This is a genomic window from Cellulomonas sp. (genome assembly GCF_017744555.1).
In the GTDB taxonomy this organism is placed as follows: domain Bacteria; phylum Actinomycetota; class Actinomycetes; order Actinomycetales; family Cellulomonadaceae; genus Cellulomonas.
In genome coordinates, this window is sequence record NZ_JAGIBD010000002.1 from 209,794 (window position 1) to 236,129 (window position 26,336).

29 protein-coding genes are annotated in these 26,336 nt (G+C 74.4%); 14 read left to right on the forward strand and 15 right to left on the reverse strand.

What is annotated here, in order from left to right; all coding sequences use genetic code 11:
- The first annotated feature begins 26 nt into the window (after positions 1-26).
- The gene (locus J7523_RS03160; protein ID WP_291882133.1) at positions 27-1,208 is read left to right on the forward strand and encodes a winged helix DNA-binding domain-containing protein; all 1,182 of its coding nucleotides are present in this window, start codon (positions 27-29) and stop codon (positions 1,206-1,208) included.
- Positions 1,209-1,214: 6 nt separating this feature from the next.
- On the opposite strand, the gene J7523_RS03165 is transcribed toward J7523_RS03160, so the two are convergent.
- The 6 genes from J7523_RS03165 to J7523_RS03190 all read right to left on the reverse strand — a co-directional run bounded on the left by J7523_RS03165 (position 1,215) and on the right by J7523_RS03190 (position 7,245).
- A complete protein-coding gene (locus J7523_RS03165) occupies positions 1,215-2,048 on the reverse strand; it encodes a hypothetical protein (protein ID WP_291882135.1) in 834 nt (277 codons plus the stop codon).
- 103 nt (positions 2,049-2,151) lie between these two features.
- Positions 2,152-3,864, reverse strand: coding sequence for a GMC family oxidoreductase (locus J7523_RS03170; RefSeq protein ID WP_291882137.1), 1,713 nt, complete (start codon positions 3,862-3,864; stop codon positions 2,152-2,154).
- A gap of 101 nt (positions 3,865-3,965) precedes the next feature.
- The gene (locus J7523_RS03175; RefSeq protein ID WP_291882314.1) at positions 3,966-4,613 is read right to left on the reverse strand and encodes a response regulator transcription factor; all 648 of its coding nucleotides are present in this window, start codon (positions 4,611-4,613) and stop codon (positions 3,966-3,968) included.
- Between the two features lie 29 nt (positions 4,614-4,642).
- A complete protein-coding gene (locus tag J7523_RS03180; RefSeq protein WP_291882140.1) occupies positions 4,643-5,959 on the reverse strand; it encodes a sensor domain-containing protein in 1,317 nt (438 codons plus the stop codon).
- 129 nt (positions 5,960-6,088) lie between these two features.
- On the reverse strand, positions 6,089-6,562 hold the full coding sequence (locus tag J7523_RS03185) for a nitroreductase/quinone reductase family protein (protein ID WP_291882143.1): 474 nt from the start codon (positions 6,560-6,562) through the stop codon (positions 6,089-6,091).
- Positions 6,559-7,245 (reverse strand): hypothetical protein, encoded by a 687-nt coding sequence (locus tag J7523_RS03190; protein ID WP_291882145.1) that lies wholly within the window; start codon positions 7,243-7,245, stop codon positions 6,559-6,561. The genes J7523_RS03185 and J7523_RS03190 overlap by 4 nt, the downstream gene beginning before the upstream one ends.
- A gap of 85 nt (positions 7,246-7,330) precedes the next feature.
- Here J7523_RS03190 and J7523_RS03195 point away from each other — a divergent pair, with 85 nt between their 5' ends.
- From J7523_RS03195 to J7523_RS03215, 5 genes are all read left to right on the forward strand, one after another.
- Positions 7,331-7,786 (forward strand): MarR family transcriptional regulator, encoded by a 456-nt coding sequence (locus J7523_RS03195; RefSeq protein ID WP_291882148.1) that lies wholly within the window; start codon positions 7,331-7,333, stop codon positions 7,784-7,786.
- A gap of 133 nt (positions 7,787-7,919) precedes the next feature.
- The gene (locus J7523_RS03200) at positions 7,920-8,324 is read left to right on the forward strand and encodes a hypothetical protein (protein ID WP_291882150.1); all 405 of its coding nucleotides are present in this window, start codon (positions 7,920-7,922) and stop codon (positions 8,322-8,324) included.
- Between the two features lie 43 nt (positions 8,325-8,367).
- Positions 8,368-9,771 (forward strand): histidine kinase, encoded by a 1,404-nt coding sequence (locus J7523_RS03205; protein WP_291882152.1) that lies wholly within the window; start codon positions 8,368-8,370, stop codon positions 9,769-9,771.
- Positions 9,764-10,396 (forward strand): response regulator transcription factor, encoded by a 633-nt coding sequence (locus J7523_RS03210; RefSeq protein WP_291882155.1) that lies wholly within the window; start codon positions 9,764-9,766, stop codon positions 10,394-10,396. Before J7523_RS03205 ends, J7523_RS03210 begins: the two co-directional genes overlap by 8 nt.
- 80 nt (positions 10,397-10,476) lie before the next feature.
- Positions 10,477-11,094, forward strand: coding sequence for a LysE family transporter (locus J7523_RS03215; protein WP_291882160.1), 618 nt, complete (start codon positions 10,477-10,479; stop codon positions 11,092-11,094).
- Between the two features lie 11 nt (positions 11,095-11,105).
- On the opposite strand, the gene J7523_RS03220 is transcribed toward J7523_RS03215, so the two are convergent.
- Positions 11,106-11,903, reverse strand: coding sequence for a TetR family transcriptional regulator (locus J7523_RS03220; protein ID WP_291882163.1), 798 nt, complete (start codon positions 11,901-11,903; stop codon positions 11,106-11,108).
- Between the two features lie 126 nt (positions 11,904-12,029).
- Here J7523_RS03220 and J7523_RS03225 point away from each other — a divergent pair, with 126 nt between their 5' ends.
- Positions 12,030-12,506 carry a hypothetical protein gene (locus J7523_RS03225; RefSeq protein WP_291882166.1) on the forward strand — a complete coding sequence of 159 codons (477 nt, stop codon included), beginning with the start codon at positions 12,030-12,032 and terminating at the stop codon, positions 12,504-12,506.
- Positions 12,503-12,988 (forward strand): nitroreductase/quinone reductase family protein, encoded by a 486-nt coding sequence (locus J7523_RS03230; protein ID WP_291882169.1) that lies wholly within the window; start codon positions 12,503-12,505, stop codon positions 12,986-12,988. Before J7523_RS03225 ends, J7523_RS03230 begins: the two co-directional genes overlap by 4 nt.
- Positions 12,989-13,015: 27 nt before the next feature.
- On the opposite strand, the gene J7523_RS03235 is transcribed toward J7523_RS03230, so the two are convergent.
- Entirely contained in the window at positions 13,016-13,513 is a 498-nt protein-coding gene (locus tag J7523_RS03235) for a VanZ family protein (RefSeq protein WP_291882173.1), read from the reverse strand.
- Between the two features lie 226 nt (positions 13,514-13,739).
- Between J7523_RS03235 and J7523_RS03240 the strand changes: the two genes are divergently transcribed.
- The 4 genes from J7523_RS03240 to J7523_RS03255 all read left to right on the forward strand — a co-directional run bounded on the left by J7523_RS03240 (position 13,740) and on the right by J7523_RS03255 (position 17,458).
- Positions 13,740-14,132 (forward strand): PadR family transcriptional regulator, encoded by a 393-nt coding sequence (locus J7523_RS03240; RefSeq protein ID WP_291882316.1) that lies wholly within the window; start codon positions 13,740-13,742, stop codon positions 14,130-14,132.
- Positions 14,133-14,158: 26 nt separating this feature from the next.
- Positions 14,159-15,079, forward strand: coding sequence for a permease prefix domain 1-containing protein (locus J7523_RS03245; protein ID WP_291882176.1), 921 nt, complete (start codon positions 14,159-14,161; stop codon positions 15,077-15,079).
- A gap of 97 nt (positions 15,080-15,176) precedes the next feature.
- Entirely contained in the window at positions 15,177-16,685 is a 1,509-nt protein-coding gene (locus tag J7523_RS03250; RefSeq protein WP_291882179.1) for a hypothetical protein, read from the forward strand.
- The gene (locus tag J7523_RS03255; protein WP_291882181.1) at positions 16,682-17,458 is read left to right on the forward strand and encodes a hypothetical protein; all 777 of its coding nucleotides are present in this window, start codon (positions 16,682-16,684) and stop codon (positions 17,456-17,458) included. The genes J7523_RS03250 and J7523_RS03255 overlap by 4 nt, the downstream gene beginning before the upstream one ends.
- Positions 17,459-17,479: 21 nt before the next feature.
- On the opposite strand, the gene J7523_RS03260 is transcribed toward J7523_RS03255, so the two are convergent.
- Positions 17,480-18,379, reverse strand: a complete 900-nt coding sequence (locus tag J7523_RS03260; RefSeq protein WP_291882318.1) for a siderophore-interacting protein — start codon at positions 18,377-18,379, stop codon at positions 17,480-17,482.
- 180 nt (positions 18,380-18,559) lie between these two features.
- Here J7523_RS03260 and J7523_RS03265 point away from each other — a divergent pair, with 180 nt between their 5' ends.
- The gene (locus J7523_RS03265) at positions 18,560-18,940 is read left to right on the forward strand and encodes a hypothetical protein (protein ID WP_291882184.1); all 381 of its coding nucleotides are present in this window, start codon (positions 18,560-18,562) and stop codon (positions 18,938-18,940) included.
- Between the two features lie 4 nt (positions 18,941-18,944).
- Here the strand turns inward: J7523_RS03265 and J7523_RS03270 are convergent, their stop codons facing one another.
- From J7523_RS03270 to J7523_RS03290, 5 genes are all read right to left on the reverse strand, one after another.
- Positions 18,945-21,047, reverse strand: coding sequence for an iron ABC transporter permease (locus tag J7523_RS03270; protein WP_291882188.1), 2,103 nt, complete (start codon positions 21,045-21,047; stop codon positions 18,945-18,947).
- Positions 21,044-22,036: an iron-siderophore ABC transporter substrate-binding protein gene (locus J7523_RS03275; protein ID WP_291882191.1), complete on the reverse strand. Its 993-nt coding sequence runs from the start codon at positions 22,034-22,036 to the stop codon at positions 21,044-21,046. Before J7523_RS03275 ends, J7523_RS03270 begins: the two co-directional genes overlap by 4 nt.
- Before the next feature lie 92 nt (positions 22,037-22,128).
- Entirely contained in the window at positions 22,129-23,019 is an 891-nt protein-coding gene (locus J7523_RS03280; RefSeq protein ID WP_291882194.1) for an ABC transporter ATP-binding protein, read from the reverse strand.
- A 76-nt stretch (positions 23,020-23,095) separates the two neighbouring features.
- Positions 23,096-23,839, reverse strand: coding sequence for a hypothetical protein (locus tag J7523_RS03285; RefSeq protein WP_291882196.1), 744 nt, complete (start codon positions 23,837-23,839; stop codon positions 23,096-23,098).
- Positions 23,840-23,992: 153 nt separating this feature from the next.
- Positions 23,993-25,111 carry a VIT1/CCC1 family protein gene (locus J7523_RS03290; RefSeq protein WP_291882198.1) on the reverse strand — a complete coding sequence of 373 codons (1,119 nt, stop codon included), beginning with the start codon at positions 25,109-25,111 and terminating at the stop codon, positions 23,993-23,995.
- A 151-nt stretch (positions 25,112-25,262) separates the two neighbouring features.
- Between J7523_RS03290 and J7523_RS03295 the strand changes: the two genes are divergently transcribed.
- On the forward strand, positions 25,263-25,673 hold the full coding sequence (locus tag J7523_RS03295) for an ATP-binding protein (RefSeq protein WP_291882200.1): 411 nt from the start codon (positions 25,263-25,265) through the stop codon (positions 25,671-25,673).
- A gap of 252 nt (positions 25,674-25,925) precedes the next feature.
- On the opposite strand, the gene J7523_RS03300 is transcribed toward J7523_RS03295, so the two are convergent.
- Positions 25,926-26,291, reverse strand: coding sequence for a hypothetical protein (locus J7523_RS03300; RefSeq protein ID WP_291882202.1), 366 nt, complete (start codon positions 26,289-26,291; stop codon positions 25,926-25,928).
- Between the last annotated feature and the right edge of the window lie 45 nt (positions 26,292-26,336).

Below are 26,336 nucleotides of genomic sequence, written 5' to 3' on the forward strand. Positions count from 1 at the left end.
ACGACGCCGCCGGGAACGATCACGGGGTGACGCCGCACCTCGACGACGACGAGCGCCGCGCCCGGCTCGCCCGCCGGCACGCGATCACCCCCACGACACGGGCCGCGACGGTGGAGGCTGCCGCCGACGCGATGGTCGTGCTGCACGGCACCGACCCCGCCGGGCTGTTCCTGTCGGCGTGGGCCCGGGTCGACGGGTTCCACGTGAAGGACCTCGAGCGCGCGCTGTACGAGGAGCGGACGCTCGTCAAGCACATGGCGATGCGCCGGACCCTCTTCGCGGTCCCGCGCGACCTGCTGCCCGTCGTGCAGGCGGCGGCGAGCGACCGGGTCGCCGACACCGAGCGGCGGCGGCTCGCCAAGGAGGTCGCCGCGGCCGGTCTCGTGGACGACGGCGTGCGCTGGCTGGCCGACGCCGAGGCCGCGGTGGTGCGGGAGCTCGCTGACGGGCCGCTGACGACCACCGAGCTGCGCACCCGCGTGCCCCTGCTCGACGGGTCCATCGAGTACGGGGTGGGCAAGTCGTGGGGCGGGAAGGTCGCCGTGGTCGGTCGGGTGCTGACGTGCCTGTCCGCCGCCGGCACGGTGGTCCGGGCGACCAACCAGGGAGCGTGGGGCACGTCCCGTCCGACGTGGGCGCTCATGGACGACTGGCTCGGCGGCGGACGTCCGGAGCCCGTCCCCGAGGCGCAGGCCCGGGCCGCGCTCGTCGCCCGCTGGCTGCGGACGTTCGGTCCCGCCACCGAGGTGGACCTCAAGTGGTGGCTCGGCTCGACGCTCACGGCCGTGCGGGCGTCGCTGCGCGACGCCGGCGCGGTCGCCGTGGACCTCGACGGCGTGGGCACCGGCTACGTGCTGCCCGACGACGTCGACCCCGTCGGCCCGGTCGAGCCCTGGGTCGCCCTGCTGCCCGCGCTCGACCCGACCACGATGGGCTGGTTCGAGCGCGACTGGTACCTCGGCCCGCACAAGGCCCAGATCTTCGACTCGACCGGCAACGGCGGCGCGACCATCTGGGTCGACGGGCGCATCGTCGGCGGCTGGACCGTGACGCCGGCCGGGGACGTGCAGCTCGTGCTGCTCGACGACGTCGGCCGGGACGCCCGTGCCGCGATCGACGCGGAGGCGGACCGGCTCACCGCGTGGCTCGACGGGACCACCGTCGGCGTCCGGTTCCCCGCCCCGCTCGTCCGCGAGCCCCGTCGCTGACGGTCGTCACCACCCGCCGTCGACGAACGCCTGGAACGCGGGCGCCGGGTCCGCGGCCGTGCTCGCGTTCGCGAGCGCCAGGACCCCCACCCCCGCGGCCAGCACGGCCCAGAGGACACCGAACGTGGCCAGCACGCGTCGCGCCCGCACGTCGAGTGTCGCCGCGCGCCTCCGCCAGAGCACGACGCTGCTCACGACGAGGACGGCCACCACGACGGCAGCCAGCACGGCGAGCACGAGGTGGAAGCGTGCGAAGTCGCCGATCATCGCGTCGAGCGCGGGCGACGTCCGCCCGTCGGCGAGCGAGGTCCGCACCGTCTCGGCCAACCCGCCGTCCGCCACCCCACCGTCCGACACCCCACCGTCCGACACCGCCATCGGCAGCAGCGACGCGAACGGCACCACGGCACCCTGCACGTTCGCCAGCACGACCGCCCCGGAGAACACCCCGAGCACCGTGACGGCGACCCCAGCCGCGGCGAGCGCCCACCGCGCGGCCGCCCGTCGTCCTGGGCGGGCGAACGCCTGCCACGTCCGGGCACCCAGTGCCACGAGCACGGCGAGCAGCCCCGCCGCGATGGCCGCCTTGGCCAGGTGGTACCGGGACCAGTAGCCGACGACGCCGTCCAGCGCCGGCGTGAAGCCGGCGACGCCGGCCGTCCAGTACTCGACGAACGCCGAGCGGGCGGACGCGGTGAGCTCCGCGCTGCCGGCGTAGGCCTGTGCACCGCTCGCGGCGAGCGTGCGCGGCGCCACGACGAACGCGACGGCGAGCGCCGCGGTGAGCGCGGTCAGCGCGACGGGCACGCGGGCGGGAGATGAGGTGACGGGGTTCGGCACAGAGTATCCCAGCGGTCGGTCGGACGGGGGCCGTCATCGTCTCCCGCCGACGGCACGCTCGTCGGTGGGGTGGACCGACCGGTCGGTGGTGGGGTCTGCCCCCTCACCGCTCCCGGCGCAGGACCGTCAGCCTCAGCGCCCCGAGGGCCGTGGCCGGGACCACGGGCCGGCGCGGTGCCACGGCCGAGATCCGCCGGTACGGCTCACCCAGGGGCGGTCGAGGGTCGGCCTCGCCCGCGTTCGGCCAGAGCGCGCACGCCCGCTCGGCCTGCGCGGTGATGGTGAGCGACGGGTTGACGCCGAGGTTCGCGGAGACCGTCGACCCGTCCATGACGTGCAGCCCGGGGTAGCCGAACACTCGGTGGTAGGCGTCGACCACACCGTCCGCCGGTGACGCACCGATCACGCAGCCGCCGATGAAGTGGGCCGTCATGGGGATGTCGACGACCTCGCCCACGCTGCTCATCGGGAACCCGCCGACCTGCCGCGCCATCGCCCGGTACGCCTCGTTGGCCTGCGGGATCCAGGTCGGGGTGGGCTCGCCGTCGCCGGGCCGGGACGTCAGCCGCCAGCGACCCCGCCACGTCCGCCGGGGCGCCACGGTGATCGACGAGTCGCCGGTCTGCATGACGAGCCCGATGACCGTCCGCTCGGACCACGACCCCATCCCGACCAGGAACGAGACCACCTGACCCGGGTGCCGGACGACCTGCCCGAGCCACCGCACCGGCCGCGGCACCCGCCCGCCGCCGTCGGTCAGCACCGTCCCGAGCAGACCCATGAGGTTCGACCCGCGCCCGTACCGCACGGGCTCCAGGTGGGTGCGCTCGTCGAGCCACACGGAGGACGTGATCGCGACGCCGCTGTTCAGCGGGGTGGCGCCCCGGGCCGCGCGCGCCCGCCGGACGGCACCGCCGAGCGCCTCGGAGTTCGTCCTGGTCAGCCGGCCGAGCGTGGACGACAACCCGGGCAGGACACCTGACGCCCGCATCCGGTGCAGCAGCGCCTGCGTCCCCCACGCCCCCGCGGCCATGACGACCTGGTCCGCGACGAGCGGTCGCGCGTGCCGCCGGCCACCGGTCTGCCGTGTCACGACCTCATAGCGGCCGTCGTCGCGCGGCCGGACCGCGTCCACGGTGGTGTCGGGGACGATGCGCGCGCCCGCCCGCTCGGCGAGCCACAGGTAGTTCGTCTCGAGCGTGTTCTTCGCGCCGTGCCGGCACCCGGTCATGCACTCGCCGCACTGCAGGCACGCGCGCCGCTCCGGCCCGACGCCCCCGAAGAACGGGTCGGGCACCGCCTCACCCGGGTCCCCGAAGACGACCCCGACGGGCGCCCGCCGGTACGTCGCGGCGACGCCGAGCTCCCGGGCCGCGGCCTTGACGACCTCGTCGGCCGGCGAGTCCGTGGGGTTCTCGACGACGCCGAGCATGCGTCGCGCCTGGTCGTAGTGCGGTGCGAGCTCGTCACGCCAGTCGGTGAGGCCGGCCCACTGCGGGTCGGCGTAGAACGCGTCGGACTGCGGCTCGTAGAGGGTGTTCGCGTAGACGAGCGACCCGCCGCCCACCCCGGCCCCGGCGAGCACCACGACGTCGGGCAGCAGGTGGATGCGCTGGATGCCGCGGCAGCCGAGCCGGGGAGCCCACAGGAAGCGGCGGACGTCCCACGACGTGCGCGGCAGCGTCTCGGGTGTGAACCGCCGACCGGCCTCCAGGACGGTGACGCGGTAGCCCTTCTCGGACAGCCGCAGCGCCGCGACGGACCCGCCGAACCCCGACCCGACGACGACCACGTGCGGCCGTGCGTCCTGCGCCATGGGGCACCTCCGGCCTCGTCGCCGCGACAGGCCGTCCTGACCTGCGCGGTGATGATAGGACCCGCGCGCCCGACCCGTCGTCGGGCGCGCTCGTTGCCCCCTTAGGCGCCCAGGTAGCGCAGGACCGCGAGCACGCGGCGGTGGTCGGCGGCGTCGGCCTCCAGGCCGAGCTTCGTGAAGATCTGGGCCACGTTCTTCTCGACCGCCCCGTAGGAGAGGAACAGCCGCTCGGCGATCGCCCCGTTGGACCGGCCCTCGGCCATGAGCTCGAGGACCTCGCGCTCGCGCGGGGTCAGCCGCGCGATCCCCGGGTCGGTGGTGGTCGTGCCCATCAGCTGTGTCACCACCTCGGGGTCGAGCACGGTCTGGCCGGCGGCGACCCGCCGGACGGCGTCGAGGAAGTCGCGCACCTCGGCGACCCGGTCCTTGAGCAGGTACCCCACGCCGCCCGCCCCGCCCGCGAGCAGCTGCGTGGCGTACCGGGTCTCGACGTACTGCGAGAACACCAGCACGGGGAGCGTCGGGAACTGGGCGCGGAGCGTGGTGGCCGCTCGCATGCCCTCGTCGGTGAACGTCGGCGGCATCCGGATGTCGGCGATCACGACGTCGGGGAGGGCGCCGGCTTCCGTGACCGAGCGGACGAGCGCGTCGCCGTCACCGACCGCGACGACGTCGTGCCCGCGCCGGGCCAGGAGCGCGACGAGCCCGTCGCGGAGGATGACCGAGTCCTCGGCGACCACGATGCGCAGCGGCGTCGTGTCCGGGCCAGGGTCGGGCGTCACGGGCGCGTGGAGGTCGGCAGCGTCACGTCGACGACCGTAGGCCCACCGACCGGGCTGGTCAGCGCGAAGGCGCCGTCGACGGTCGCGATCCGCTCGGTCAGTCCCGCCAGTCCGGTGCGCTGCCCGTCCTGACCGCCGTGCACCACGACGGCCCCGCCGCGGCCGTCGTCGTGCACGCGCAGGTGCAGGGTGTCGGCGTCCGGACGGTCGACCGTCAACGACGCGCGGGTCGCACCGGCGTGCTTGGCCGCGTTCGTCAGCAGCTCGGCGGCCGTGAAGTACGCGATCGAGCGGACGGCCGGCGAGATCCCGCCGTCGTGCTCCAGGGCCGGGTCGACGTGCACGGAGACGGGCAGCGGCACACGCGCCGCGAACGTCTCGAGCGCGACGGCGAGGCCGTCGTCGAGCGCGGGCGGGTGGATGCCGCGCGCGATCTCCCGGAGCTCGACGAGCGCCTCCTTGGTCGACGTGTGCGCGGTGTCGAGCAGGTCGGCCGCGAGCGCGGTGTCCCCGCCGGTCGCGAGGAGGTCCTGCGCCTCGCCGAGCTGCATCGCGACGGCGACGAGTCGCGCCTGGGTGCCGTCGTGCAGGTCGCGCTCGATGCGGCGCAGACGCGCGTCGGCGTCCTCGACGGCCGCGGCGCGCGACGCCCGGAGCTGGGCGACCCGGATCGCACCCGACGTCGGGCCGAGCAGGCCGCGGGTCAGCATCCGGAAGAGGCTCGCGAGGCCGTGGTTGAGGAACGGCCAGAGCGCGAGGAACGCGACACCGCCGAGCGCCACGACCAGGACGCGCGACGGGCTGTCGGCGAACCAGTACCGGTCGTCGCCGAACATGATCGAGAAGCCGCGGTGCACGGTGCCGTCCGCCATGGTCTGCTCCGGCAGCCACCTCCACCACAGCCAGTACGTCACGCCGCCCAGGCCGATCGCGAGGAACGTCGTCGAGACGACGAACGAGAAGATCGCCAGCGGGGACGTCACGAACATGAACAGCAGCGCACGCCATCCGGTGCTGTCGAACAGCATCGCGCCGAGCGAGCGCCAGAACCCGCGCGGGCGGACGAACGCCGGCGGTGCCGCGACGTGCTCGTCGAGCAGCCCTCCCGCCAGTCCGCGCCAGGCCGCACCCCAGCCCCGCGCACCGAGCACGAGGCCGCCGACGAGGAACAGGCCGACGACCGTGACCACCAGCCCGGCGGCGAGCGACGGGACGAGCAGCACGTACGCGAGCCCGAACGGCGCCAGGAACAGGGCGGCCCAGTGGAAGACGTACTCGCGCCAGGTGCGGCCGGAGAAGATCGTGGTGCTCATGGGGACAAGCGTCGCGGGTCCGGCGACCCGACGGACACGGGGCTCACCGCCGGACGGACGGGGGTTGTCCCCCGTCCACCATCCAGAGCGTGGTGCGCACTGCGACGCGCGCTCGCTCACCTCGCGACGTCAGCCGCCCCGCCGTGGCGTCAGGCGCAGCACCCGGGCGCCCCCGCGCCAGGCCGTCACGAGGTCGTCCCGGTCCGGCTCGCCGTGCTCGCCGCGACGGATGTGGTTGAACGACGCGAACGCCGGGTTCGCGCGCGCCATCTGCGCGTACGCCGTCACGACCTCGTCCTGGCCGACCTGCACGTCGACGTCGCACCACCGGCGGCGCCCGCGCAGCAGGACGGCGACCCGGTCGCCGGTGCGCAGGTTGCGCGCCCACGCGAACGACGAGCCGACCAGCAGGTCGTCGCCGTCCGGCTCGTAGGCGACCGGGATCGTGTACGTGCGCCCGCTGCTGCGCCCGACGACGTACAGCGTCACCAGCCGGCGGCCGACGACCCGCGAGACCCCGGGGACGTGCAGCAGGCCGCGCACCAGCCTGTTCACCAGCCGCTGCGCGGGGAGCGTGCTCGGCGACGGGGCGGTGCCGCTCATGCGTCCAGCCCACCGCGGGTCGTGACGGCGCGCACGTCGGGGAACCGGCCGTCCGGCGACGGCGGTGCGACGAGCTGCGCGACGCCCGACGGTGTCGCGCCGACGGTGAGCACCTCGACGTGGGGACCGACGGTGACCGCCGCGAAGGCCGCCCGGGTCGGCACCGCGTCGGGCAGCGGGATCACGTGCCGCCCGCGACCGAGCTGCCCGGCGAACACCTGCGCCTGCGTGCTCGTCGGCTCGGGCGGCGTGAAGCCCGTCGCCCAGAACGCGTCGAGGACGACGGTGACCGGCTTGTCGACGTCGAGGTCGAGGACGAACGAGCGCTCTTGCGCGTCGTACGTCACGCGGCACCGGTCGTCGGGTTCGCCGGCGACGGCCTGCTCGACCTGCGCTGCGATCACCCCGGGGATGCCGGCGAGGCCCTGGACGAACCGCACGCGCTCGTTGCGGCGGGAGATCTCGTCGCGCAGCTGCTGCTTGGCGTCGGGAGGGACCATGCCGCCGAAGACCAGGAGGTCGAGCCGGGCGACGTCGTAGTCGTCGAGCAGGCGGCCGTACACGTTCGTCGCGTCCGCGCGGTAGCCCTTCGACCGCAGGAGGTCGACGGCGTCCTCCAGCACGCCGGGGCTGCGGCCGACGACGAGGACGCGGGGACGAGTGGGCTGCACCGTGCTGGTCATCGTGGACTCCTTTGTTGGCGTCGCCAATGTTGATGCCGCCAACATAGACGATGTTGGCGCGTCCAACAATGGGTAGGCTCAGTCCGTGCCCCTCCGTCACGACCAGGTCCGCCGCACCCCCGACCGCCTCAAGGACCGACCGACGTGGCTCCTCAGCCGCGCGCACGCCCGCTCGGTCGCGATCCTCCACGCCGGATTCGAGGCCGGCGGCAACGGCCTGCGCGGCTACCACTACCGGCTGCTCGCCGCGCTCGAGCAGTTCGGGCCCGCGAGCCAGGCCGACCTCGGGCGCGACACCGGCATCGACCGCAGCGACGTGACCGCCGCCCTGCTCCTGCTCGAGGGGCGCGGCCTGGTCGAGCGCCGCGTCGACCCCGACCACAAGCGGCGCAACATCGTCACGCTGACGACGGCCGGTCAGGACGCGCTCCGGGCGCTCGACGACGTGCTCGACGGCATCCAGCGGGAGGTCCTCGCGCCGCTCTCCGCGGCCGAGCAGCGCCAGCTCGTCGCGCTGCTCGCGCGGGTCGCGGAGGGCTGAGGGCCGACGGCGCGACCCAGCCGCCCAAGGGGGCGCGCGCCCGCAGGTACTAGTACCAAGGTCCGATGGCGAGGCCGACCGCGCGGGCGGGAGAAAGGACTCCTGACCGCACGAGCCCGACCGAGGAGTCCCCATGAAGCGCCTGCTCATCTTCACCGGAGCCGCGATGTTCGCCGCGATCCCCGCCGCCGCGGGCCTGGCCGGCAACAGCAGCCTGCAGCCGTCCGTCCCCGTCTCCCCGCCGAGCCAGGCCGTGATCGACGACCACGGCGGCCGGCTCGACCGGGACCTGCGCACCGAGCCGGGCGACGACCGCGACGCGAACGGCACCGGCACCCCTGCTCCCGCTCCCGCCCCGACGGCCGACGGCTCGGGCCACCACGGCGGCGGCTCCGGCAGCGGCTCCGGCGGGTCGGACGACGGCAGCGGGTCGGACGACGGCAGCGGGTCGGACGACGGCACCGGCTCCCACGGCTCCGACGACGGCTCCGGGCACGACGCCGGCGACGACCACGGTGGCCGTGGCAGCGACGACTGACGCACCCGCGCCCCGTCCGGGAACCGGACCGCACGGACCTAGGGTGAGCGTCGTGCTCCCGGCCGACGAGCGTCCCGACGTCCCGTGGACCGTGCTGAGCCAGGGCGGCGAGGACGGCGCGGTGGGCGCGCAGCGACCGGTCCGGACCTGGCGCGTGTTCGGCCAGGTGGTCGCCGCCGCGACGGTCGTCCTGGTGCTGGTCGCGCTGCTCGGCGTGGCGGCGAGCCGCCGGATCGCGGAGCAGGAGTCGGTCAACGACGCCGCGCGGCGCACGGACCTCGTCGCCGACGCCGTCGTGCAGCCCGTCCTGCTCGACGGCATCGTCACGTCCGACCCGGCCGCGGTGGCGGCGCTCGACACCGTGGTCCGCGAGCACGTGCTCGACGACGACGTCGTCCGGGTGAAGCTGTGGGACGCCGACGGGCGGATCGTGTACTCCGACGAGCCCCGCCTCGTCGGCCGCACGTTCGGCCTCGGCGCCGACGAGCGTGCCGTGCTCGTCCGTCCCACCACGGAGGCCGACGTCAGCGACCTCGACGAGCCCGAGAACGAGTTCGAGCGCGGCCAGGGCAAGCTGCTCGAGGTCTACCGGCCGGTGTGGACGCCCGACGGCACGGTCCTGCTCCTCGAGACGTACAGCCGGTACGACGCGGTCACCGAACGGTCCACCGCGATCTGGCGCGGCTTCGCGGGCATCACCCTGACCAGCCTCCTGCTGCTCGTCGTGCTCATGCTCCCCGTGCTGTGGACGCTCCTGGACCGGCTGCGGCGCGGGCAGCAGCAACGCGAGGTCCTGCTGCAGCGCGCGATCGACGCGTCGGACCAGGAACGCCGGCGGATCGCGGCGACGCTGCACGACGGGGTGGTGCAGGAGCTCGCCGCCTCGTCGTTCGCGCTGGCCGGCACCGCCGACCGGGTCGAGCGTTCCGCGGCACCCGAGCTGGCCGAGCCGGTCCGCGAGGCGGCCGCGACCGTCCGGGCCAGCATCCGGGGTCTGCGGTCGCTGCTCGTCGACATCTACCCGGCGAGCCTGCGGGACTCCGGCCTCCGCGCCGCCCTGGGCGACCTCGTCGGCGGGCTCGCCTCGCGCGGCGTCGACGTCCGGCTGGACCTGCCCGCGGACGACGAGGTGCGGCTGCCGCCCGAGCAGGAGCGCCTCGTCTACCGCGTCGCGCAGGAGACGCTCCGGAACGCGGTCACGCACGCGCAGGCCCGCACCGTCGTGGTGCGGCTCGCGCGGCACGCGGGTGTCGCCGTCCTGGAGGTCGTCGACGACGGGCTCGGCTTCGACGCGCCGACCGTCCTCGCGGCCCCGGCCGAGGGACACTTCGGCCTGCGCCTCCTGCGGGACGTCGCCGTCGCCGGCGGTGCGCGCCTCGAGGTGGCCACGGCACCGGGCGCCGGCTGCCGCTGGAGGCTCACGCTGCCGAAGGAGACCGATGACTGACGCCGAGGTGACGGTGCTGCTCGCGGACGACCACCACCTGGTGCGCTCCGGGCTCGCGACGCTCCTCGACGGGGCGCCGGGGCTGCGGGTCGTCGCGGAGGCGGCCGACGGTGAGCAGGCGGTCGCGCTCGACACCGAGCTCCGGCCGGACGTCGTGCTCATGGACCTGTCGATGCCCGTGCTGGACGGCGTGGAGGCCACCCGCAGGATCGTCGCGCAGCGCCCCGACGCGCAGGTCGTGGTGCTCACGTCGTTCTCCGACCACGCCCGCGTCGCCGACGCGCTGGCCGCGGGCGCGATCGGCTACCTGCTCAAGGACTGCGACCCGCGTGACCTCGTCGCGGCGGTCCGATCGGCCGCGCTCGGCCACGCACCCCTCGACCCGCGGGTCGCGCGGGCGCTGCTGCCGTCGCGGACCGTCTCTCCGGCCGAGCGGCTGAGCGCCCGGGAGCGCGAGGTCCTGCGCCTGCTCGGGCAGGGCATGGCGAACAAGCAGATCGCCCGCGCCCTCGGGATCGCGGAGCGGACCGTCAAGGTGCACGTCGGGCACGTCTTCCGCCAGCTCGGCGTGACGGACCGGACGAGCGCCGCGCTGTGGGCCAAGGAGCACCTCGGCGACGCGTGACCGGACCGGCGCGATTCGGTTTCCGCGTGCCGCGGCCGGCGGGAGATGATGCCGCCCGTGATCGTCCCGGAGCGCCCCGCGTGAGCCTGTCCCTGTGGCTCGCCCTGCTCGGCGCCTGCGTCGTCATCTCGTGCACGCCCGGTGCCGGGGCCGTCAACACGATGTCGAACTCGCTCGGGTCGGGGTGGACGCGGTCGATCTGGGGGATCCTCGGCCAGCAGCTCGCGCTCGTGGTGCACATCGCGATCGTCGCCGCCGGGGTCGGTGCGCTGGTCAGCCGCTCGCACGTCGCGTTCGAGGCGATCCGGTACGCCGGCGCGGCCTACCTCATCTACCTGGGGATCCGGCAGTTCAGGGCGTCGACGACCGTCGGTGCCGTCGCCCACGAGGTGCGTGAGCCGGCGTGGTCGATGCTCCGCCGCGGTCTGCTCGTGAACCTCACCAACCCGAAGGCGATCGTCTTCTTCCTCGCGTTCCTGCCGCAGTTCGTGCGGCTCGACCGTCCGCTCGTGCCGCAGTACACGCTCATCGGGACCACCGTCGTCGTGGTCGACGTCGTCGTCATGTGGTTCCTGTTCGCGAGCGCGGCCCGCGGGCTCGTGCGGCTCACTGCGAGCGAGTCCGGGCGGCGGACGCTCAACCGGGTGTTCGGCGGCCTGTTCGTCGGGGTCGGCGTGCTGCTCGCCGCGGTGCACTGACGACCCTCCGCTCAGGCACCGGCCGCCGCGGCCGCGCCGGCAGCGACCAGGCCCTGCAGCGCCTCCTCGAGCGTGCCGGCGTCCAGGTCCGGCCCGCGGGGGTCGGGTTCGACGTGTGCGAGGACGAGGCCGGTGAGGGTCAGCGCCGGCAGCGACCATGCGGCCGTGCGCGTCGACCCGAACGGCGCCTCGCGCCGCGACTCGCGCAGCACGTCGGGGTCGGCCAGCGCGGTGACGACGAAGCCCGTGGTGGTGGCGGCGATCGCGCGCGCCAGGGTGACCGCCCCGTCGGGACCGGCGCCGAGCGGCCCGGTGAGTCGGAGCCCCAGGAGCCGGCACGCACCCAGCAGGATGACCGAGCCTCGGGCGACGGCGCGTCGTTCGCTGTGCACGAGGGCGGCGGCGAGCCTGCCGCGCAACTCGTCGGACGGGACGCCGACGAAGGCGGCCCGCAGCGCGAGGTAGGTCTGGAACTGCGGCGACGCGTAGATCGCCTCGAGGTCCGTCTGGAACGACACGCGCAGCAGGTCGACGAACAGCTCCCGCCGCCCCTGCTCGGTGTGCAGCGACTCTCGGTGCTCCAGCAGCGGAGCCGCAGCCGCGGCGATCCGCGGGCCGACGTCGGCGAGCTCGATCCCGTGCGCGAGCTCGACGAGCACGTCCTCGAGGAACGCCTCGCGCGTCGGCCAGCGCCGGTAGGCCGACGTGCGCGAGACGTCGGCGTGGCGGATGACGTCCTCGAGCTGCAGCCCGTCGAGCGCGACCGTGACGCCGTCGGCCGCGAGGAGGTCCAGCGCGGCGTCCAGCATCAGCCGGCCCGTCTCCGCGTCGCTGCGGCGGGGTCGTCGGGTGCGGGCCGGGCGGCCTTGACCGTCGCTGACGACGGCCCTACGGTCAGAAGGAGACATGGAACTCCAAGTACCAAAGTCGTGGAGATGAGCATGCCACCTCACGCCGTCGCGGGCCATCTGGTCATCATCGTGGCACCGCTGACCTCGATCCTCGCGCTCGTCTACGCCCTGCGTCCGTCGACCCGCCGCGCCCTGCGATGGCCCCTGGTCGTCGTCGGTGCCGTGACGGCGGCGCTCGTCGTCTGGGCCGGTGAGGTCGGCGGTGACCTGCTCGACGAGCTCACGAGGTCGGCACAGTCCGCCGGCCAGGAGCTCCCGGCCGCGGTCCAGCACCACGCCAAGGGGTCGGACGCGCTCGCCGTCGCGATCTTCGTGCTCGGCGTCGTCGTCCTGTCCGTCGTGTGGGGCCTCCTGCGGCCAGGCCGACCGTCGACGACCGGTGCACGCGTCGCGGGCGCCGTGCTGGTGGTCGCCGCGGTCACCGTGCTGGTCACCACGGGCACGGTCCTGGCCCAGGCGATGGAGGCGGTCTGGGCGACGCACGGGCTGTGGCCGGCGTGAGCACCCGTCTCCGACCCTGGCACTCCACGAAGCGCTGGATGTACGCCGACGGCCGGCCGAACCGTCTTGCGCGCTGGCTCAACGCACTGAGCGAGTGGCAGTACCGCCACGGGATCCTGACCCTCGGTGGGCGCGGCGTCACCCTCGAGACGCGGGGACGCGGCTCCGGCAAGCAGATCCGTCTGCCGCTCGTGCTCGTGCGCCAGGGCGGCCACCGGTACGTCGTCTCGATGCTCGGCACCTCGGCCCAGTGGCTGCGCAACGTGCAGGCCGACGACGGCCGGGCCGTGCTCCACTCCCCCCGACCGGAGCACGTGCGGCTCGTCGAGGTCCCCGTCGCGCAGCGCGCGCCCATCCTCAAGCGCTACCTCGAGCTGGCCCCCGGCGCCCGCCCGCACATCCCGGTCGACCGGCACGAACCGGTCGAGCGGTTCGAGCAGGTCGCGGCCGACTACCCCGTGCTCCGCGTCCAGACGGACTGACGCGGAGCGGACGAACCTCGTCCGGCGTCAGGCACCGCCTGGGTCACCGCTCGCCCGCCGTGCGAGACGGAGCGCGACGAGTGCGAGGCCCGCGCCGAGCAGCGCCCCGACGGTGTTGGAGAGCCAGTCGTTCGTGTCGCAGGACCGCCCCAGCGCGGGAACGAGCGCCTGCAATGCCTCGACGACCGCGGACCCGACGACGCCGCCCGCCAGGGCGACCAGGGGCCGCCGGACCGCGACGGCCGCGAGCAGGACGGGCGGGACGAACAGCAGGACGTTCGCCATGAGCTCGACGCGGCCGAACGTCGGCAGCGCCCACTGGACGACGCACCGCGCATACAGCTCACGCTGGACCGGCACGAGCGTCAGCGCGACGACGGGGACCAGTGACAGCCCGAACAGGACCCACGACACACGCAGCGGGCGACCCAGGAGCCAGCGGCCGAGCAGCGGTCCGCCGACGACGAGTAGCGCGAACGCGGCCGGCCCGAACCAGGGGTGGAGGACGAGCAGGGTCGAGATCACGGTGCTGAAGGCTCCAGGGGGCGAACCCAGATGCTGCGCGCGTCCGGTCGGGTGGTCGGTGCAGCCTACGAGGCGGGACGTGCGCCGCCGTGCACCGAGGAGTTCAGCTGGTCAGAGCACCGACCCGAGCGAGCACCGCCGCGCCGACCGCGACCGGCGTGTTCTCGGGCTCGCCTCGGACGGTTCGTTGTCGTCAGGTAGTTGATCAGATACAGTACCCGCTGTGATGCAACGACCCGACCCCGCCGGCGACGCCTTCTCGGCCGACCTGCTGCGCGGCCACACCGACACGATCGTGCTCGGCACCCTGCGACACGGGGACCGGTACGGCTTCGAGATCTACAAGGCGATCCGCGACGCCACGGGCGGCGCCCACGAGATCAAGGAGGCGACGCTGTACGCCACGTACCGGCGCCTCACCGCCGACGGTCTCGTCGAGGCGTACTGGGGCGATGAGTCCCAGGGCGGCCGCCGCAAGTACTACCGGATCACGGACGCCGGCCGGGCCGTCTACCGGCGCAACGTCGCGGCCTGGGTCGCGACGCGCGACGTCATCGACTCGCTGCTCGACCAGCCCGACCCCCGCACCTCCCTCGCCACGAAGGGCTCCGACCGATGAGCACCGTCCACGAAGGAATTCGACCCATGACGACCGTCCACCGCCTGCTCGACGACGCCTTCGCCGGGGTCGACCTCACGCCCGAGGTCCAGGACCTCAAGGAGGAGATCCGCACCAACCTCGAGGCCCGCGCGCGCGAGCTCCAGCTGGCCGGGGTCTCGCCCGACGAGGCCGCGCGCCGCGCGTTCGACGAGCTCGGCGACGTCCGGGCGCTCGTCGCGGACGCCACCGGAGCGGACGCCACCGGCGGATCGACCGCGCAGCCGCGGCCCACCCCGGTGCAGCGCGCCGCCCAGGCCGCACGGCTGCAGAAGGTCCGCCCCCGTCCGGCGTTCGTCGTCGGCGTGGTCCTCGCGTCGCTCGTCGGCGCCGGCGCGCTCGTCGTCGCGACCCTCGGGGCGCTCGGCACGGTCGACGTCGCCGACGCGGTCGTCCTGGCCGCCGTCGCCGTGACCGCCCTCTCGGTCGGCTGGATCACGGGTGCCTCGCTCGCCCAGGAGACGACGACGAACCACCCGCTGCCCACCCGCCGCGCCGCCGGCTACGGCCTCGGTGCCGGCCTGACGGTCGCCGGTGCCGCACTCACCGGCGCAACCGCTCTCGTGCCGCTCGCCACCGGCTGGTACGTGCCCGCCGGGCTGCTGCTCGTCGCCGGGGTCTGCCTGCTGTCGGGACTCGGCGCGACCCAGACCAACCGCAAGAAGGCCTGGGCCCGGGACGCCGAGCAGGCGTACGTGGCGGACAACCGGTTCGAGCAGGACCCGGCCGCCGCCGCCCGGTTCGGCATCTACACGGCCGCGACCTGGACCGTCGCCGCCGCCGTGTTCCTGGCCATCGGGTTCGCGGGCGGCTGGGCGTGGGCGTGGCTCGTGTTCGTCGCCGCGTCGGGGCTGTGGCTGTTCATGCTCGCGCGGATGCTGTTCGGCGCCGGCGACCGTCGCGCCTGACGCGCGCACAGTCACCCGACGCGGGTGTGTCCGACCTCGCAGGCCGCGGTTAGCGTCCGGTGGCACGAGGTCGGACCGGGTGGTCGGAGGCGCAACGGTGGTCGTGATCCCTCGCTGGGAGTGGCGGAGCTTCGGGGACGCCTTCGACGAGGCCGAGTCGGCGTTCGCCGCGCTGCCGCCCGGCATGGTCGTGCACAGCGAGGAGCTCTACGTGCTCGCGGCGGGCGGCACGGACCTCGTCAAGCTCCGCGACGGGCTCATGGACGTCAAGCAGCTCCAGCAGGTGAGCGACGAGGGCCTCGAGCAGTGGCGCCCGGTGCTGAAGGCGCCGTTCCCGCTGACTGCTGCCGACGTGGCCGCGCTCGCCGCCGCGCTGGGCGTCGACGCGCCGGCCGACGCCGCCGCGGCGGGCACGACGCTGGGCACCTTCCTGGACGCTGTGGTCCGCCCCCACCCGGAGCTGCGCGCGGTGCGGGTGCACAAGCACCGGGTCCGGTACGTGGTCGACGGGTGCATGGCCGAGCTCACCGACGTGCACGCCGACGACGTCCCCGTCCGGACGGTCGCGGTCGAGTCCGAGGACCCGGCGGCGGTGCTCGCCCTGGTCGAGCGGCTCGGTCTGTCGTCGCACGCGAACGTGAACTACGGGCGGGGACTGAAGGCGCTCGGGCGGTTCGGCGTCGACCGGTTCGCCGTGATCGACGTCGGCACGAACTCCGTGAAGTTCCACGTCGGCGAGCGGGGCGCGGACGGCCGGTGGAGCACGGTCGCCGACCGCGCGGTCGTGACCCGGCTCGGCGAGGGGCTGCGGGAGAGCGGTGCGCTCGGCACCGAGCCGATGGCGCGCACGGTCGAGGCGATCGCCGGCATGGCTGACGAGGCGCGGGCCGCCGGGGTCGCCGAGATCGTCGCCGTGGGCACCGCCGGGCTGCGCATCGCGAGCAACGCGGACGAGTTCGTCCGGGCCGTCCGGGACGCCTGCGGCGTCGAGGTCGAGGTCATCAGCGGTGCGGACGAGGCCCGCCTCGCCTACCTCGCGGCCACCGCCGCTCTGCCGGCCGCCGGGCCGCGGGTCGTGTTCGACACCGGCGGAGGCAGCTCGCAGTTCACGTTCGGCGAGGGCGACCGGGTGGACGAACGGTTCAGCGTCGACGTCGGCGCGGTGCGGTTCACCGAGCAGTTCGGCCTCGACGCGGCCGTCCCGCAGTCACGGCTCGACGACGCGGTCGCGGCGATCGCCGCCGACCTCGACCGGCTCGACGGGCGGCCCCGGCCCGACTCGGTGCTCGCGATGGGTGGGGCCGTCACCAACCTGGCCGCGGTCTCGCACGGGCTCGCCGAGTACGACCCCGACGTCGTCCAGGGCACGGTCCTCGACCGCGCCGAGCTCGACCGCCTGATCGAGCTGTTCCGCACGCGGGACGCCGAGGAGCGGCGGTCGGTCGTCGGCCTGCAGCCGGCCCGCGCGGAGGTGGTCCTCGCCGGCGCCTGCATCGTGCGGACCGTGCTCGACAAGCTCGGCCAGGACTCGTTGACCGTCAGCGACCGCGGCCTGCGGTACGGCGTCCTCGCCGACCGGTTCGACCCGAGGAGAGGAACCCGATGAACTCGGTGGCCAGCCCCACGCTCCCGTCCGACGAGGTCCTGCGGCTGCTCGCGCTCGCTGACCAGTCGGACAGCATGGAGCTCAAGCTGACGTTGCCCGCGAGCTCGTACCGGTCGGCGGCGAAGGCCCTCGCGATCGACCCGCTCGACGCGCAGATCCGGCAGGTGTACTTCTTCGACACGCCCGACCTCGCCCTCAACCGAGCCGGGGTCGTCGTCCGGGCCCGGCGCATCCAGGGGCGCGACGGCGACACGACCGTCAAGCTCCGCCCGCTGGTCCCCGCGGAGGTCGCGAAGTCGTTCCGCACCTCGCCGCAGTTCGTCGTCGAGGTCGACGCCATGCCCGGCGGCTACGTGTGCTCGGGGTCGATGAAGCACGACGGCGTGCCCTCCGACGCCGCGCTGCGGGCCGCGGCGGGCGAGCTGCCGATCCGCAAGCTGTTCTCGAAGGAGCAGCGCGCGTTCTTCGAGACCCACGCCCCCGCCGGGCTCGCGCTCGACTCGTTGTCGGTGCTGGGCCCGATCCTCGTCCTCAAGCTCAAGCTCAAGCCGCGCGAGCTGTCGTCCGGCCTGGTCGTCGAGGAGTGGCGCTACCCCGACGGCTCGCGCGTCGTCGAGCTCTCCACCAAGGCCAGCCCCCGCGAAGGGCTGCGGGTCGCCGTGGAGGCGCGCGCGTTCCTCGAGTCGAAGGGCATCCCGCTCGAGGGGGAGCAGCAGACCAAGACGAAGACGGCGCTCGACTTCTTCGCCGCGGAGCTCAGCGCGACCGCCTGACGCCGACCCGTCGGACCGGGCTCAGTTCGGCTCGGCGCGACCCTCGCGCCAGTACCCCATGAACGCGACGGCCTTGCGGTCGACGCCGCACTCCCCGACGAGGTGGCGCCGGAGCGTCTTGATGACGGCGGCCTCGCCCGCGAGCCACGCGTACATGGCGGCCTCGGTCCGCAGGGGTGCGCCGGTGGCGTCGACCGGGACCTCCCACAGCAGCCCGGCGTCGATGTCGACGTCCTCCAGGTCGACGTCCGGCGCGGGCGCCTGACCGGGCAGCATCCGGGCGGCGGCGGCCTGGACGGCGGGGACGAGGAGCGAGCCGTGCGCGCGCCCGTCGCGGCCGTACCAGCGCACGGTCACACCGGACGGGGCGACGAGGGGCAGCCGGTCCTCCGAGGACGGCATCTCGATGAGCGCCTCGCCGCGGGCGTCCGCGGGGAGCCGCTCGAGGATGCCGGCGATCGCGGGCAGGGCCGTCTCGTCGCCGGCGATGAGCAGGCGGTCGGTGCGGGCGGGCGGGACGAAGTCGACGCCGCCGTGCGGGCCGACCGCGTCGGCGTTGGGGCCGAGGATGACGAGCTCGTCGCCGACGGTCGCGCCGAGGGCCCACCGGGAGGCCGGGCCGAGGTCGCCGTGCAGGACGACGTCGACGTCCACCTCACGACGCGCGGGGCGCACGCCGCGGGCTGTGTACGTGCGGATCGGGTGGCGCCGCTCGTCGGGCAGCGAGCGCCAGCGGCCGTACCAGTCGTCGCTCGCGCGCAGGTCGAGCAGCTCGGTGTAGCCACAGTCGAGCGGCAGGAAGAACTTGATGCGCTGGTCGAAGCCGTTGTCCGCGAACCGGTCGAGGTCGTCGCCCGTGAACGTCAGGCGGAGGACGCTCGGGCACAGCCGCTGCACGCCCGCGACCTGCACCGCGAACATCCGGAACGGCAGGGCCGGGGCCTCCACGGCCGTCGCCACGGTGGGCGCCACGGTCGTCGCCTCGGTCGTCGTCACGCCCGTCAGCATAGAGGAAGGTGAGGCTTGCCTCACCAGGGTGTTCGTCACACCCGCGGGTGCTCCATCATGGCCGCACCACCCCGACGATCACGCGAGGCGACGATGACGCAGCAGGCCACCCCCATCCCGCACGACAAGGCCGACCAGCTCGAGCAGGTCCAGGAAGGGCTGATCGACGGCGAGACGATCTACGCGGTCTACGACTGCACGGGCGTCGGCACCGGCTTCGTCGGCGTCACGAACTTCCGGGTGATCCTGCAGGACAAGTCGTTCGCGGGCGGGAAGTCGGCTGTGACGTCGCTGCCGATCCGCTCGATCCAGGCGGTCTCGTTCGTCTCCGACAAGTCGGTGTTCGGCCGCCACATCGCGTCCGCGACGATCGCGCTCACGGCGGGGTCGACGGTCCACGAGGCGACGTTCCGCGGCGACGCCAAGGCGAAGCACGTGCACGACACGATCCTGTGGCTGCTCACCCGGTCGTGAGGTCTCACAGCGACCGGCGGGTCCGCCAGAGCAGCGACACGAAGTAGGGCGCGCCGATCACCGCGGTCACCAAGCCCGCAGGGATCTGCACGGGTGCGAGCAGCGTCCGCCCGACCGTGTCGGCCACGCTCAGCAGCACCGCCCCGAGCAGGGCTGCGACCGGGATGACGCGCGCGTGCGACGACCCGACGAGCGACCGTGCCAGGTGCGGCGCGACGAGCCCGACGAACCCCACGACGCCGACCGCCGACACCGACACGGCCGTCAGCAGCGCGGTCACGGCCAGCAGCAGGAACCGGGTCCGTTCGAGCCGGACGCCGAGCACGCGGGGCAGGTCGTCGTCGAGCGCGAGCAGGTCGAGGTCCCGCCGGTGCCGCACGAGCACCGGCACGAGCACCACGAGCGCGACGGCGACGGGCCACACCTGTGCGGCCGTCCGCCCGTACGTCGACCCGGACAGCCACGTGAGCGCCATCGTCGTGTTCCAGGGGCTCGTGACGACGACGAGCAGCGTGATGAGCGACGTCGCCGCCGCCGACACCCCGATCCCGACGAGCACGAGCCGGTCCGAGCTCAGCCCGCGGCGCGACGACAGCCCGTAGACGAGCGCGAACGTGAGCACGGCCCCGACGCACGCGGCGGCCGACACGACCCACACGGACGCCGCGGGCATGAGCACGATCGCGAGCACCGCCGCGACCCCGGCGCCGCCGGTGATGCCGAGCAGCCCCGGCTCGGCGAGCGGGTTGCGGGCGACGCCCTGCACGCTCGTCCCGGCCAGACCGAGCGCGGCTCCGGCGAGCACGGCGGCCATCACGCGCGGCATCCGCTGGTCGAGCACGAAGCTCACCTGACGGCCGCTCGTGCCCGCGAACCAGTGCGCCACGTCGCCGAGCAGCAGCAGCCGGTCGCCGAGCAGCACGGCGGCGACGAGCGCGACGGCGATCGCGGTCACCAGCGCCGCGACCACGACGAGCACCCGCCGCCGGGACGCCGGACGGGCACCCACGGCCGCGACCTGCGCCGACCCGCTGTCCCGCAGCCGCCGCGCGAGCCACACCATGAGGACGGCCCCGAGCAGCGTCGTCACGACGCCGGTCGGGATTCCCGCCCCGGTGCGCCCGGGCACGAGCAGCCGCAGCAGCACGTCCGCGGCCAGCACCACGACGCAGCCCGCGAGCGCGGCGAGGGGAAGCAGCAGCCGGTGCCGGTGCAGCCCGCGGACCCGCCCGGCGACGAGCCGCGCGATCACCGGCGCGGACAGCCCGACGAACCCGACGGGCCCGGCGACAGTCACCGCGACGGCGGCGAGCAGCACCGCGAGCAGCACCCCGACCACGCGGGTCCGTCGCACGTCGAGCCCCAGCACGGACGCGGTGTCGTCGCCCAGCGCGAGCACGTCGAGCCTGCGCGCCCACAGCATGCAGACGACGGCGGCGAGCACGACGACGGGCGCGGCCTGCGTCACCTTGGCGGTGCCGGACTGCACGATCGAGCCCTCGCCCCAGGCGAACATCCCCTGGGTCTCCTGCGCGAACAGGATCATCAGCAGCATCGTCACGGACGACAGCGCGAGCATCGTGGCCGACCCCGCGAGCACCAGGCGGGTCGGACCGGCGGCGCCCGCACGGGCGACGAGCAGCACGAGCCCCGCCGCGAGCAGCCCGCCCGTGAACGCGAGCGCCCCGGACACCGCGAGCGGCAGCGTGAAGCCGACGACGGCGGCGAGCACCACGGCCAGGTACGCGCCCGCGTTGACGGCGAGCGTGTCAGGCGACGCGAGCGGGTTGCGGGCCACCGACTGCAGGACCGCCCCGGAGACGCCGAGCGCGGTGCCGACGAGCAGGCCGGCGAGCACGCGCGGTGCGCGGGACGCGACGAGCACCGCGAGGGTCTCGTCGTCCCCGTCGCCCGTGAGCAGCGACAGCAGGTCCCCGAGCCCGACGTGCGAGGTGCCGAGCGTGAGGTCCCACGCGCCGAGCAGGACGACGAGCGCGACGCCGACGACGAACACTGCCGTGACGGCAGCGATGCGCGGACGCTCGTGCGAGGGGCCCGTCGCCTGTGCGGCGACGGACCCCTGCGCGGCCTCGAGCTCGAGCGTCACTTCGTGACGGCGTCGACCGTGGAGTCGATCCACGCGGCGGCCGACTGCGGACCGCCGAACGGCCAGATGCCGTCGGGCTGGCGCACGACGTCGCCGGCCACGACGAACGGCAGCTGCTGCCAGATCGCGTTGTCCTTGAGCACGTCGCGGAACGCGTCGCCGCCGTCGGTGTCGCTCGCGCCGTAGATGAACGTGACGCCGTCGCCGAGGCCGGTCAGGCCCTCGACGTCGGTCGACGCGAGACCGTAGTCGGGGTCGCCCTCGCCGGTCCACGCGTTCTTCAGCCCGAGCAGCGACGCGACGCCGCCGAGGAACGAACCCTCGGTGTACATCCGGATCGACACCGCGCCGTCGGACTCCCAGCCGTCGGCCATCGTGTAGAGCGCACCCGCCTTGCCGGCGGCCTCCAGCTTCGCCTTGCCGTCCGCGACGGCCTGGTCGAACGCCTCGATCGCGGCGTCGGCCTCGTCGGCCGTGCCCGTCGCGTCGCCGAGCACCTCGAGCGTGTGCTTCATGTAGCCGATCGGGTCCTCGCCGTCCGAGCCGCGCAGCGCGATGACCGGCACCTGCGCCTCGATCTGCGTGATGACCTCCTCGGGCAGGTCGGTGGTGGTGACGACGAGGTCGGGGTCGAGCGCCGCGATCGCGTCGAGGCTCGGCTCGCCGCGCATGCCGACGTCAGGCGTCGACGGGTCGAGCGGCACCACGGTGTCCCACACGTTGTAGCCCTTGACGTCGGCCTCGCCGACCGGGGTCACGCCGAGCGTGAGCAGGTTCTCGGTGAGTCCCCACTCGAGCGAGACGACCTTGGTCGCGGGGTGGTCGAGCGTGACCTCGCCGCGCTCGTCGGTCACGGTGACCGGGCCGCCGGCGGGGTTCGCCGAGCCGGTCGGCTCGGACGCGGCGGCGTCCTCGGTGGTGCCGCACGCGGAGAGCAGCAGGGCGGTCGCGAGCGCGCCGGTGACGGCGGCGACGGGCAGGGAGCGCATCAGGGTTCCTCGGGGTCGGGTCGGTCTTCCCGGGCGGGGGCGGCCCGGACCGGCCCGGCGAACGTCTCACCGGACCGGGTTCCTTCGGGGGATCAGACGACGGCGAGGTCGCGGGTCTCGGGAGTGGTCTCGGGGGTGCTCGTGCCCCGCGCGGTGCCGCGGGCTGCGGGCCGGTGCGTGTGCCGGCCGACGGGGTGCGTGCGGACCCGGCCCGTGTGCTCGTCGACGCTCACGTCGATCCGGATGCCGTACGTGTCCGAGAGCGCGTCGGCGGTGAGCACCTCGTGCGGCAGGCCCGCGCCGACCACATTGCCGCCGCGCAGCAGCACCACGTGGTCCGCGACGGCAGCCGCCTGGTCGAGGTCGTGCAGCACCACGCCGACGGCCACGCCGTGCTCGTCGGCGAGGTCGCGGACCAGGTCGAGGATCTCCACCTGGTAGCGCAGGTCGAGGTGGTTCGTCGGCTCGTCGAGCAGCAGCACGCCCGTGTCCTGCGCCAGGCACGTCGCGAGCCACACGCGCTGCAGCTCACCGCCGGACAGCTCGTCCACGCCGCGCTCGGCCATGGGCTCGACGCCCGTCACGGTCATCGCCCACCGGATCGCGCGCGGACCGTCCGGGTCGGACTGGCGCCAGCGGCCGCGGTGCGGGTGCCGGCCGTAGCCGACGACGTCCCGCACGCTCATGCCCGACGGCGTGGGCCGCGACTGCGACAGGAGCGTGACCCGTCGGGCGAAGTGCTTGGCGGACAGCGCGAGCGCGTCGGGCACGTCGACCAGGCTGACCGTGCCGTCGTCGGGCGTGTGCAGCCGGGCCAGCGCGCGCAGCAGCGTGGACTTGCCGGAGCCGTTGGGGCCGACGAGCGCGGTCACCTGCCCGGACAGCAGGCGCAGGCCGGCACGCTGCACGACGACCTTGCCGTGGTAGGCGAGGCGCAGGTCCTCACCGCGGAGCGCTGGTTCGGGGGCCGGTGTCGTGGGCACGGGCTGACATTAGCCGTACCTAAGTAAGGTTTGCCAAACCTTGCTCGCAGATCGGGACGTGCACCTCGGGATGCGCCTATCGGGGAGAGGAGCTGTCCTCCACGGTCGGGGCAGCAGGGCGTTCGCGTTGACGTCTCAGCATCGGTGGCGAGCTGGTCGTCCCGGCCCACGCGAGCAGCGCTCCGAGGCACAGCAGGATGGGCGGGAACACGAACCTGCCGTACCCACCGAACACGACCCACGCGACGCCGCCGGCGAACGCGAGGAGCCCGTAGGTCGTGTACACGGTGGTCTGCACCCACTGGTTGATCTCCATGGCGCGCGCATGCGGCACGACCCCCGGGAACGCAGCCTGGAGCTCGGTCGCGTTCCCGGTGAAGTCACGCTCGTCCCACACCAGCCCGGCTCGCCCGGCGGCTTCCCGGACCACGGTGGCGGGGTACCAACCAGCTTGGTGCTCGGGGAGGCTGGACCCAGTGACACCTTCACCAGACGGGAACGACCCGAGGACCGTCCCGGCGGTGTCGGTGATGACGTACCGGTCGACGATCCCGGGGCTGTACCGGGACGGGAACGCTGCCCGCAGCCTGGTGATCCTGTGCGCCTGCCCTGCGTGGTCCCCGATGGGGCAGCTGAAACCGCCCCGGTCGTAGAACCGGTGGCTGGGTGGCGTCCAGGTCACGACGTCCGGCCCGAGCTGCACGGACGACCCTTCGTACTGCCGCCGCACACCTGTGGGGTCGTACCGGCCGTGGTTCGGTTCGAGCAGCACCTGCTCATGGTGGCGCACCTGCGGCGTGGCGGGTGGGGTGTCGGTCACGTCGTGCTGCTGGCGAGGGTCGTCCGGCCCGACCGCTCGCATCTCGACCACGATCCCGAGCCGCCCGGCGCAGCTTCTTCGACGACCCTTCCTGCGCCCGCACGAGCGCCAGGGGAGCGAGCGCGGCGGGCCGGCTCGTGAACGACGCCGGCGTCAGACCGTCGAGCCGAACGCCAGCCCGAGCAGGTACGTCGCCCCTGCCGCGCCGTACCCGATGGCGAGCTGACGCAGCGCCCGCTTGGCCGGCGACGCGCCCGACAGCACCCCGACCGTCGCGCCCGTGCCGAGCAGCGCGACACCGACGAGCACGGCCGCCCACAGCACCGCCGTCAGACCCTCGGCACCCAGGAGGTACGGCACCACCGGGATGAGCGCACCCGACGCGAAGAAGCAGAAGCTCGCGCCCGCCGCGCCCCACGCGGTGCCGATCGCCTCGTGCTCGTCGACCTCCTCGACGCCCTCCGCCGGCGGCAGCGTCAGCGACGACGTGCCGGGCGACCCCAGCACCGCGTCCGCCCGCTCCTGCGCCTCCTCGAGCGTCATGCCGCGCGCCCGGTAGACGAGCGCGAGCTCGTTCGCGTCGACGTCCAGGTGCGGCAGCGCCGCCCGGGCGTGCTCGCTGGGGCGCGACGCCTCCAGCAGCTCGCGCTGCGACCGCACCGACACGTACTCGCCCGCGCCCATCGACAGGGCGCCCGCGAGCAGACCGGCGAGGCCCGTGAGCAGCACCGCCTGGTTCGACGCCCCGCTCGCGCCGATGCCGAGCACGAGCGCCAGGTTGCTCACGAGGCCGTCGTTCGCCCCGAACACCGCCGCCCGGAACGTGCCCGAGATCCGGTTGCGACCCCGCAGCGCCAGGCCTCGGACGACCTCCTCGTGGATCCGCTCGTCCGCCGCCATGGTCGCCGTCGCGTCGTCGTCCTCGCCGTACGTCGAGCGCGCCTCGGCCCGCTGCGCGAGCGCGAGCACGAACACCGACCCGAACCTGCGCGCGAGGAACCCGAGCACCCGGGTCCGCAGGTCGCCGCGCAGCGGCTTGCCCACGTCGTCACCCAGCAGGTCCAGCCAGTGCTGCTCGTGCCGGCCCTCGGCGTCCGCGAGCGCCAGCAGGATCGCGCGCTCCTCGCCCGTCCGGCGCGACGCGAGGTCCCGGTAGACGGCGGCCTCGGCCCGCTCGTCGGCGAGGTACTGCCGCCAGCGGCGGACCTGGCTCTTGGAGGGCGCCTGACCTGCGGAGATGCCACCGGAGGCGGCGGTGTTCGTGGACTGCACCCGTCCATGGTCGCAGCCGATCCGCGCGGAATCCGCCCCGAGCCAGGTGTTCGACTTGCCGAATCATCGGATGTGAACAACCGTGGCGACGACCGCCGGGCACCCGTCGGCGCCGGCAGCCACCACCCGCACCAACCCCGGGAGGGTCCCCATGCGAGCCGAGACGCCCGTCGCCGCTGACCTGTCGGCCATCGCGCCGGCACGACGGTGGGCGCGCGAGCGGCTCAACGAGGCCGGCGTCGAGCAGGACCGCCTCGACCTGCTCGTCCTGCTGGTCAGCGAGCTCGTCACGAACGCCGTCGCGCACGCCGACCCGCCCGTGCTGCTACGCGTCGACGTCGACGACGAGCGCACCCGGGTCGAGGTCACGGACGGCGCGCGCGACGTGCCCGTGCTCAAGGACCCGCCGCCGACCGCACTCGGCGGGCGCGGCGTGATGTTCGTCGACCGGCTCGCGAGCGCGTGGGGCACGGCCCCCGAAAGCGGCGCCGCGGTGAAGGCCGTCTGGTTCGAGCTGCGCCACGACGACATCCCCGCCGACCTGGCCCGCTTTGCCCGCTGACCCGGGCCGCCAGTCCCGCCCCGGCCGCCAGTCCCTCCGGTCCCGCCCGGGCGCCCGTCCGTCCCGCCCGGCCGCCAGTCCCGCCCCGGCCGCCAGTCCCGCCCCGGCCGCCGGCTCCGCCCCACCCCTGCACCCGGCCGCCAGCTCACAGCGGCGAGTTCGTGGGTTGTGGGCGAGTTCGTGGGTTGTAGGGCACGAACTCGGCGGGAAGCCACGAACTCGGCGACCGGCCGACCGGCCGCCCGGGGCGGCTCAGTCGTCCCAGGGCGGGGTGTCGTCGAGCTTCTTGTAGTACTTCGCCAGGTGGCTCTTCACGCGGTCGCGGTCCTTGTCGGGGAGGTCGACGCCGCCGCGGGAGCCCTGCATGACGGCCGCGGCCGCGAACACGCCGCGCGGGACGGCCTTGAGCCGCCCGTCGACCACGTCCGCGATGAGCAGCTTGTACGCGGTGAAGTTCTCCTTGGAGTCGGCGTCGTACCAGACGTGCGCGTCGCGGTACTTCGCGTTGGGCTCGTCCTGCGCGTCGGCCCACGCGCGGACGCGCTTCTCGGCGGCGTCGCCGTCCCACTCGCGGTCACGGTCGGCGAGCGGGAGGTCCTGGAACGCGGTCACTGCCATCGGTGTCTCCTTCGGGGTCGGGGTGGAGCGTCGGGGGACGCCGCG

Excerpts from the sequence above, each read along its gene's own strand:
- J7523_RS03170 (WP_291882137.1), bottom strand. The coding sequence starts at position 3,864 with ATGGCGCAGGACGCACGGCCGCACGTGGTCGTCGTCGGGTCGGGGTTC.
- J7523_RS03180 (WP_291882140.1), bottom strand. The coding sequence starts at position 5,959 with ATGAGCACCACGATCTTCTCCGGCCGCACCTGGCGCGAGTACGTCTTC.
- J7523_RS03185 (WP_291882143.1), bottom strand. The coding sequence starts at position 6,562 with ATGAGCGGCACCGCCCCGTCGCCGAGCACGCTCCCCGCGCAGCGGCTG.
- J7523_RS03190 (WP_291882145.1), bottom strand. The coding sequence starts at position 7,245 with ATGACCAGCACGGTGCAGCCCACTCGTCCCCGCGTCCTCGTCGTCGGC.
- J7523_RS03200 (WP_291882150.1), top strand. The coding sequence starts at position 7,920 with ATGAAGCGCCTGCTCATCTTCACCGGAGCCGCGATGTTCGCCGCGATC.
- J7523_RS03210 (WP_291882155.1), top strand. The coding sequence starts at position 9,764 with ATGACTGACGCCGAGGTGACGGTGCTGCTCGCGGACGACCACCACCTG.
- J7523_RS03220 (WP_291882163.1), bottom strand. The coding sequence starts at position 11,903 with ATGCTGGACGCCGCGCTGGACCTCCTCGCGGCCGACGGCGTCACGGTC.
- J7523_RS03225 (WP_291882166.1), top strand. The coding sequence starts at position 12,030 with ATGAGCATGCCACCTCACGCCGTCGCGGGCCATCTGGTCATCATCGTG.
- J7523_RS03240 (WP_291882316.1), top strand. The coding sequence starts at position 13,740 with ATGCAACGACCCGACCCCGCCGGCGACGCCTTCTCGGCCGACCTGCTG.
- J7523_RS03245 (WP_291882176.1), top strand. The coding sequence starts at position 14,159 with ATGACGACCGTCCACCGCCTGCTCGACGACGCCTTCGCCGGGGTCGAC.
- J7523_RS03255 (WP_291882181.1), top strand. The coding sequence starts at position 16,682 with ATGAACTCGGTGGCCAGCCCCACGCTCCCGTCCGACGAGGTCCTGCGG.
- J7523_RS03260 (WP_291882318.1), bottom strand. The coding sequence starts at position 18,379 with ATGTTCGCGGTGCAGGTCGCGGGCGTGCAGCGGCTGTGCCCGAGCGTC.
- J7523_RS03265 (WP_291882184.1), top strand. The coding sequence starts at position 18,560 with ATGACGCAGCAGGCCACCCCCATCCCGCACGACAAGGCCGACCAGCTC.
- J7523_RS03275 (WP_291882191.1), bottom strand. The coding sequence starts at position 22,036 with ATGCGCTCCCTGCCCGTCGCCGCCGTCACCGGCGCGCTCGCGACCGCC.
- J7523_RS03295 (WP_291882200.1), top strand. The coding sequence starts at position 25,263 with ATGCGAGCCGAGACGCCCGTCGCCGCTGACCTGTCGGCCATCGCGCCG.
- J7523_RS03300 (WP_291882202.1), bottom strand. The coding sequence starts at position 26,291 with ATGGCAGTGACCGCGTTCCAGGACCTCCCGCTCGCCGACCGTGACCGC.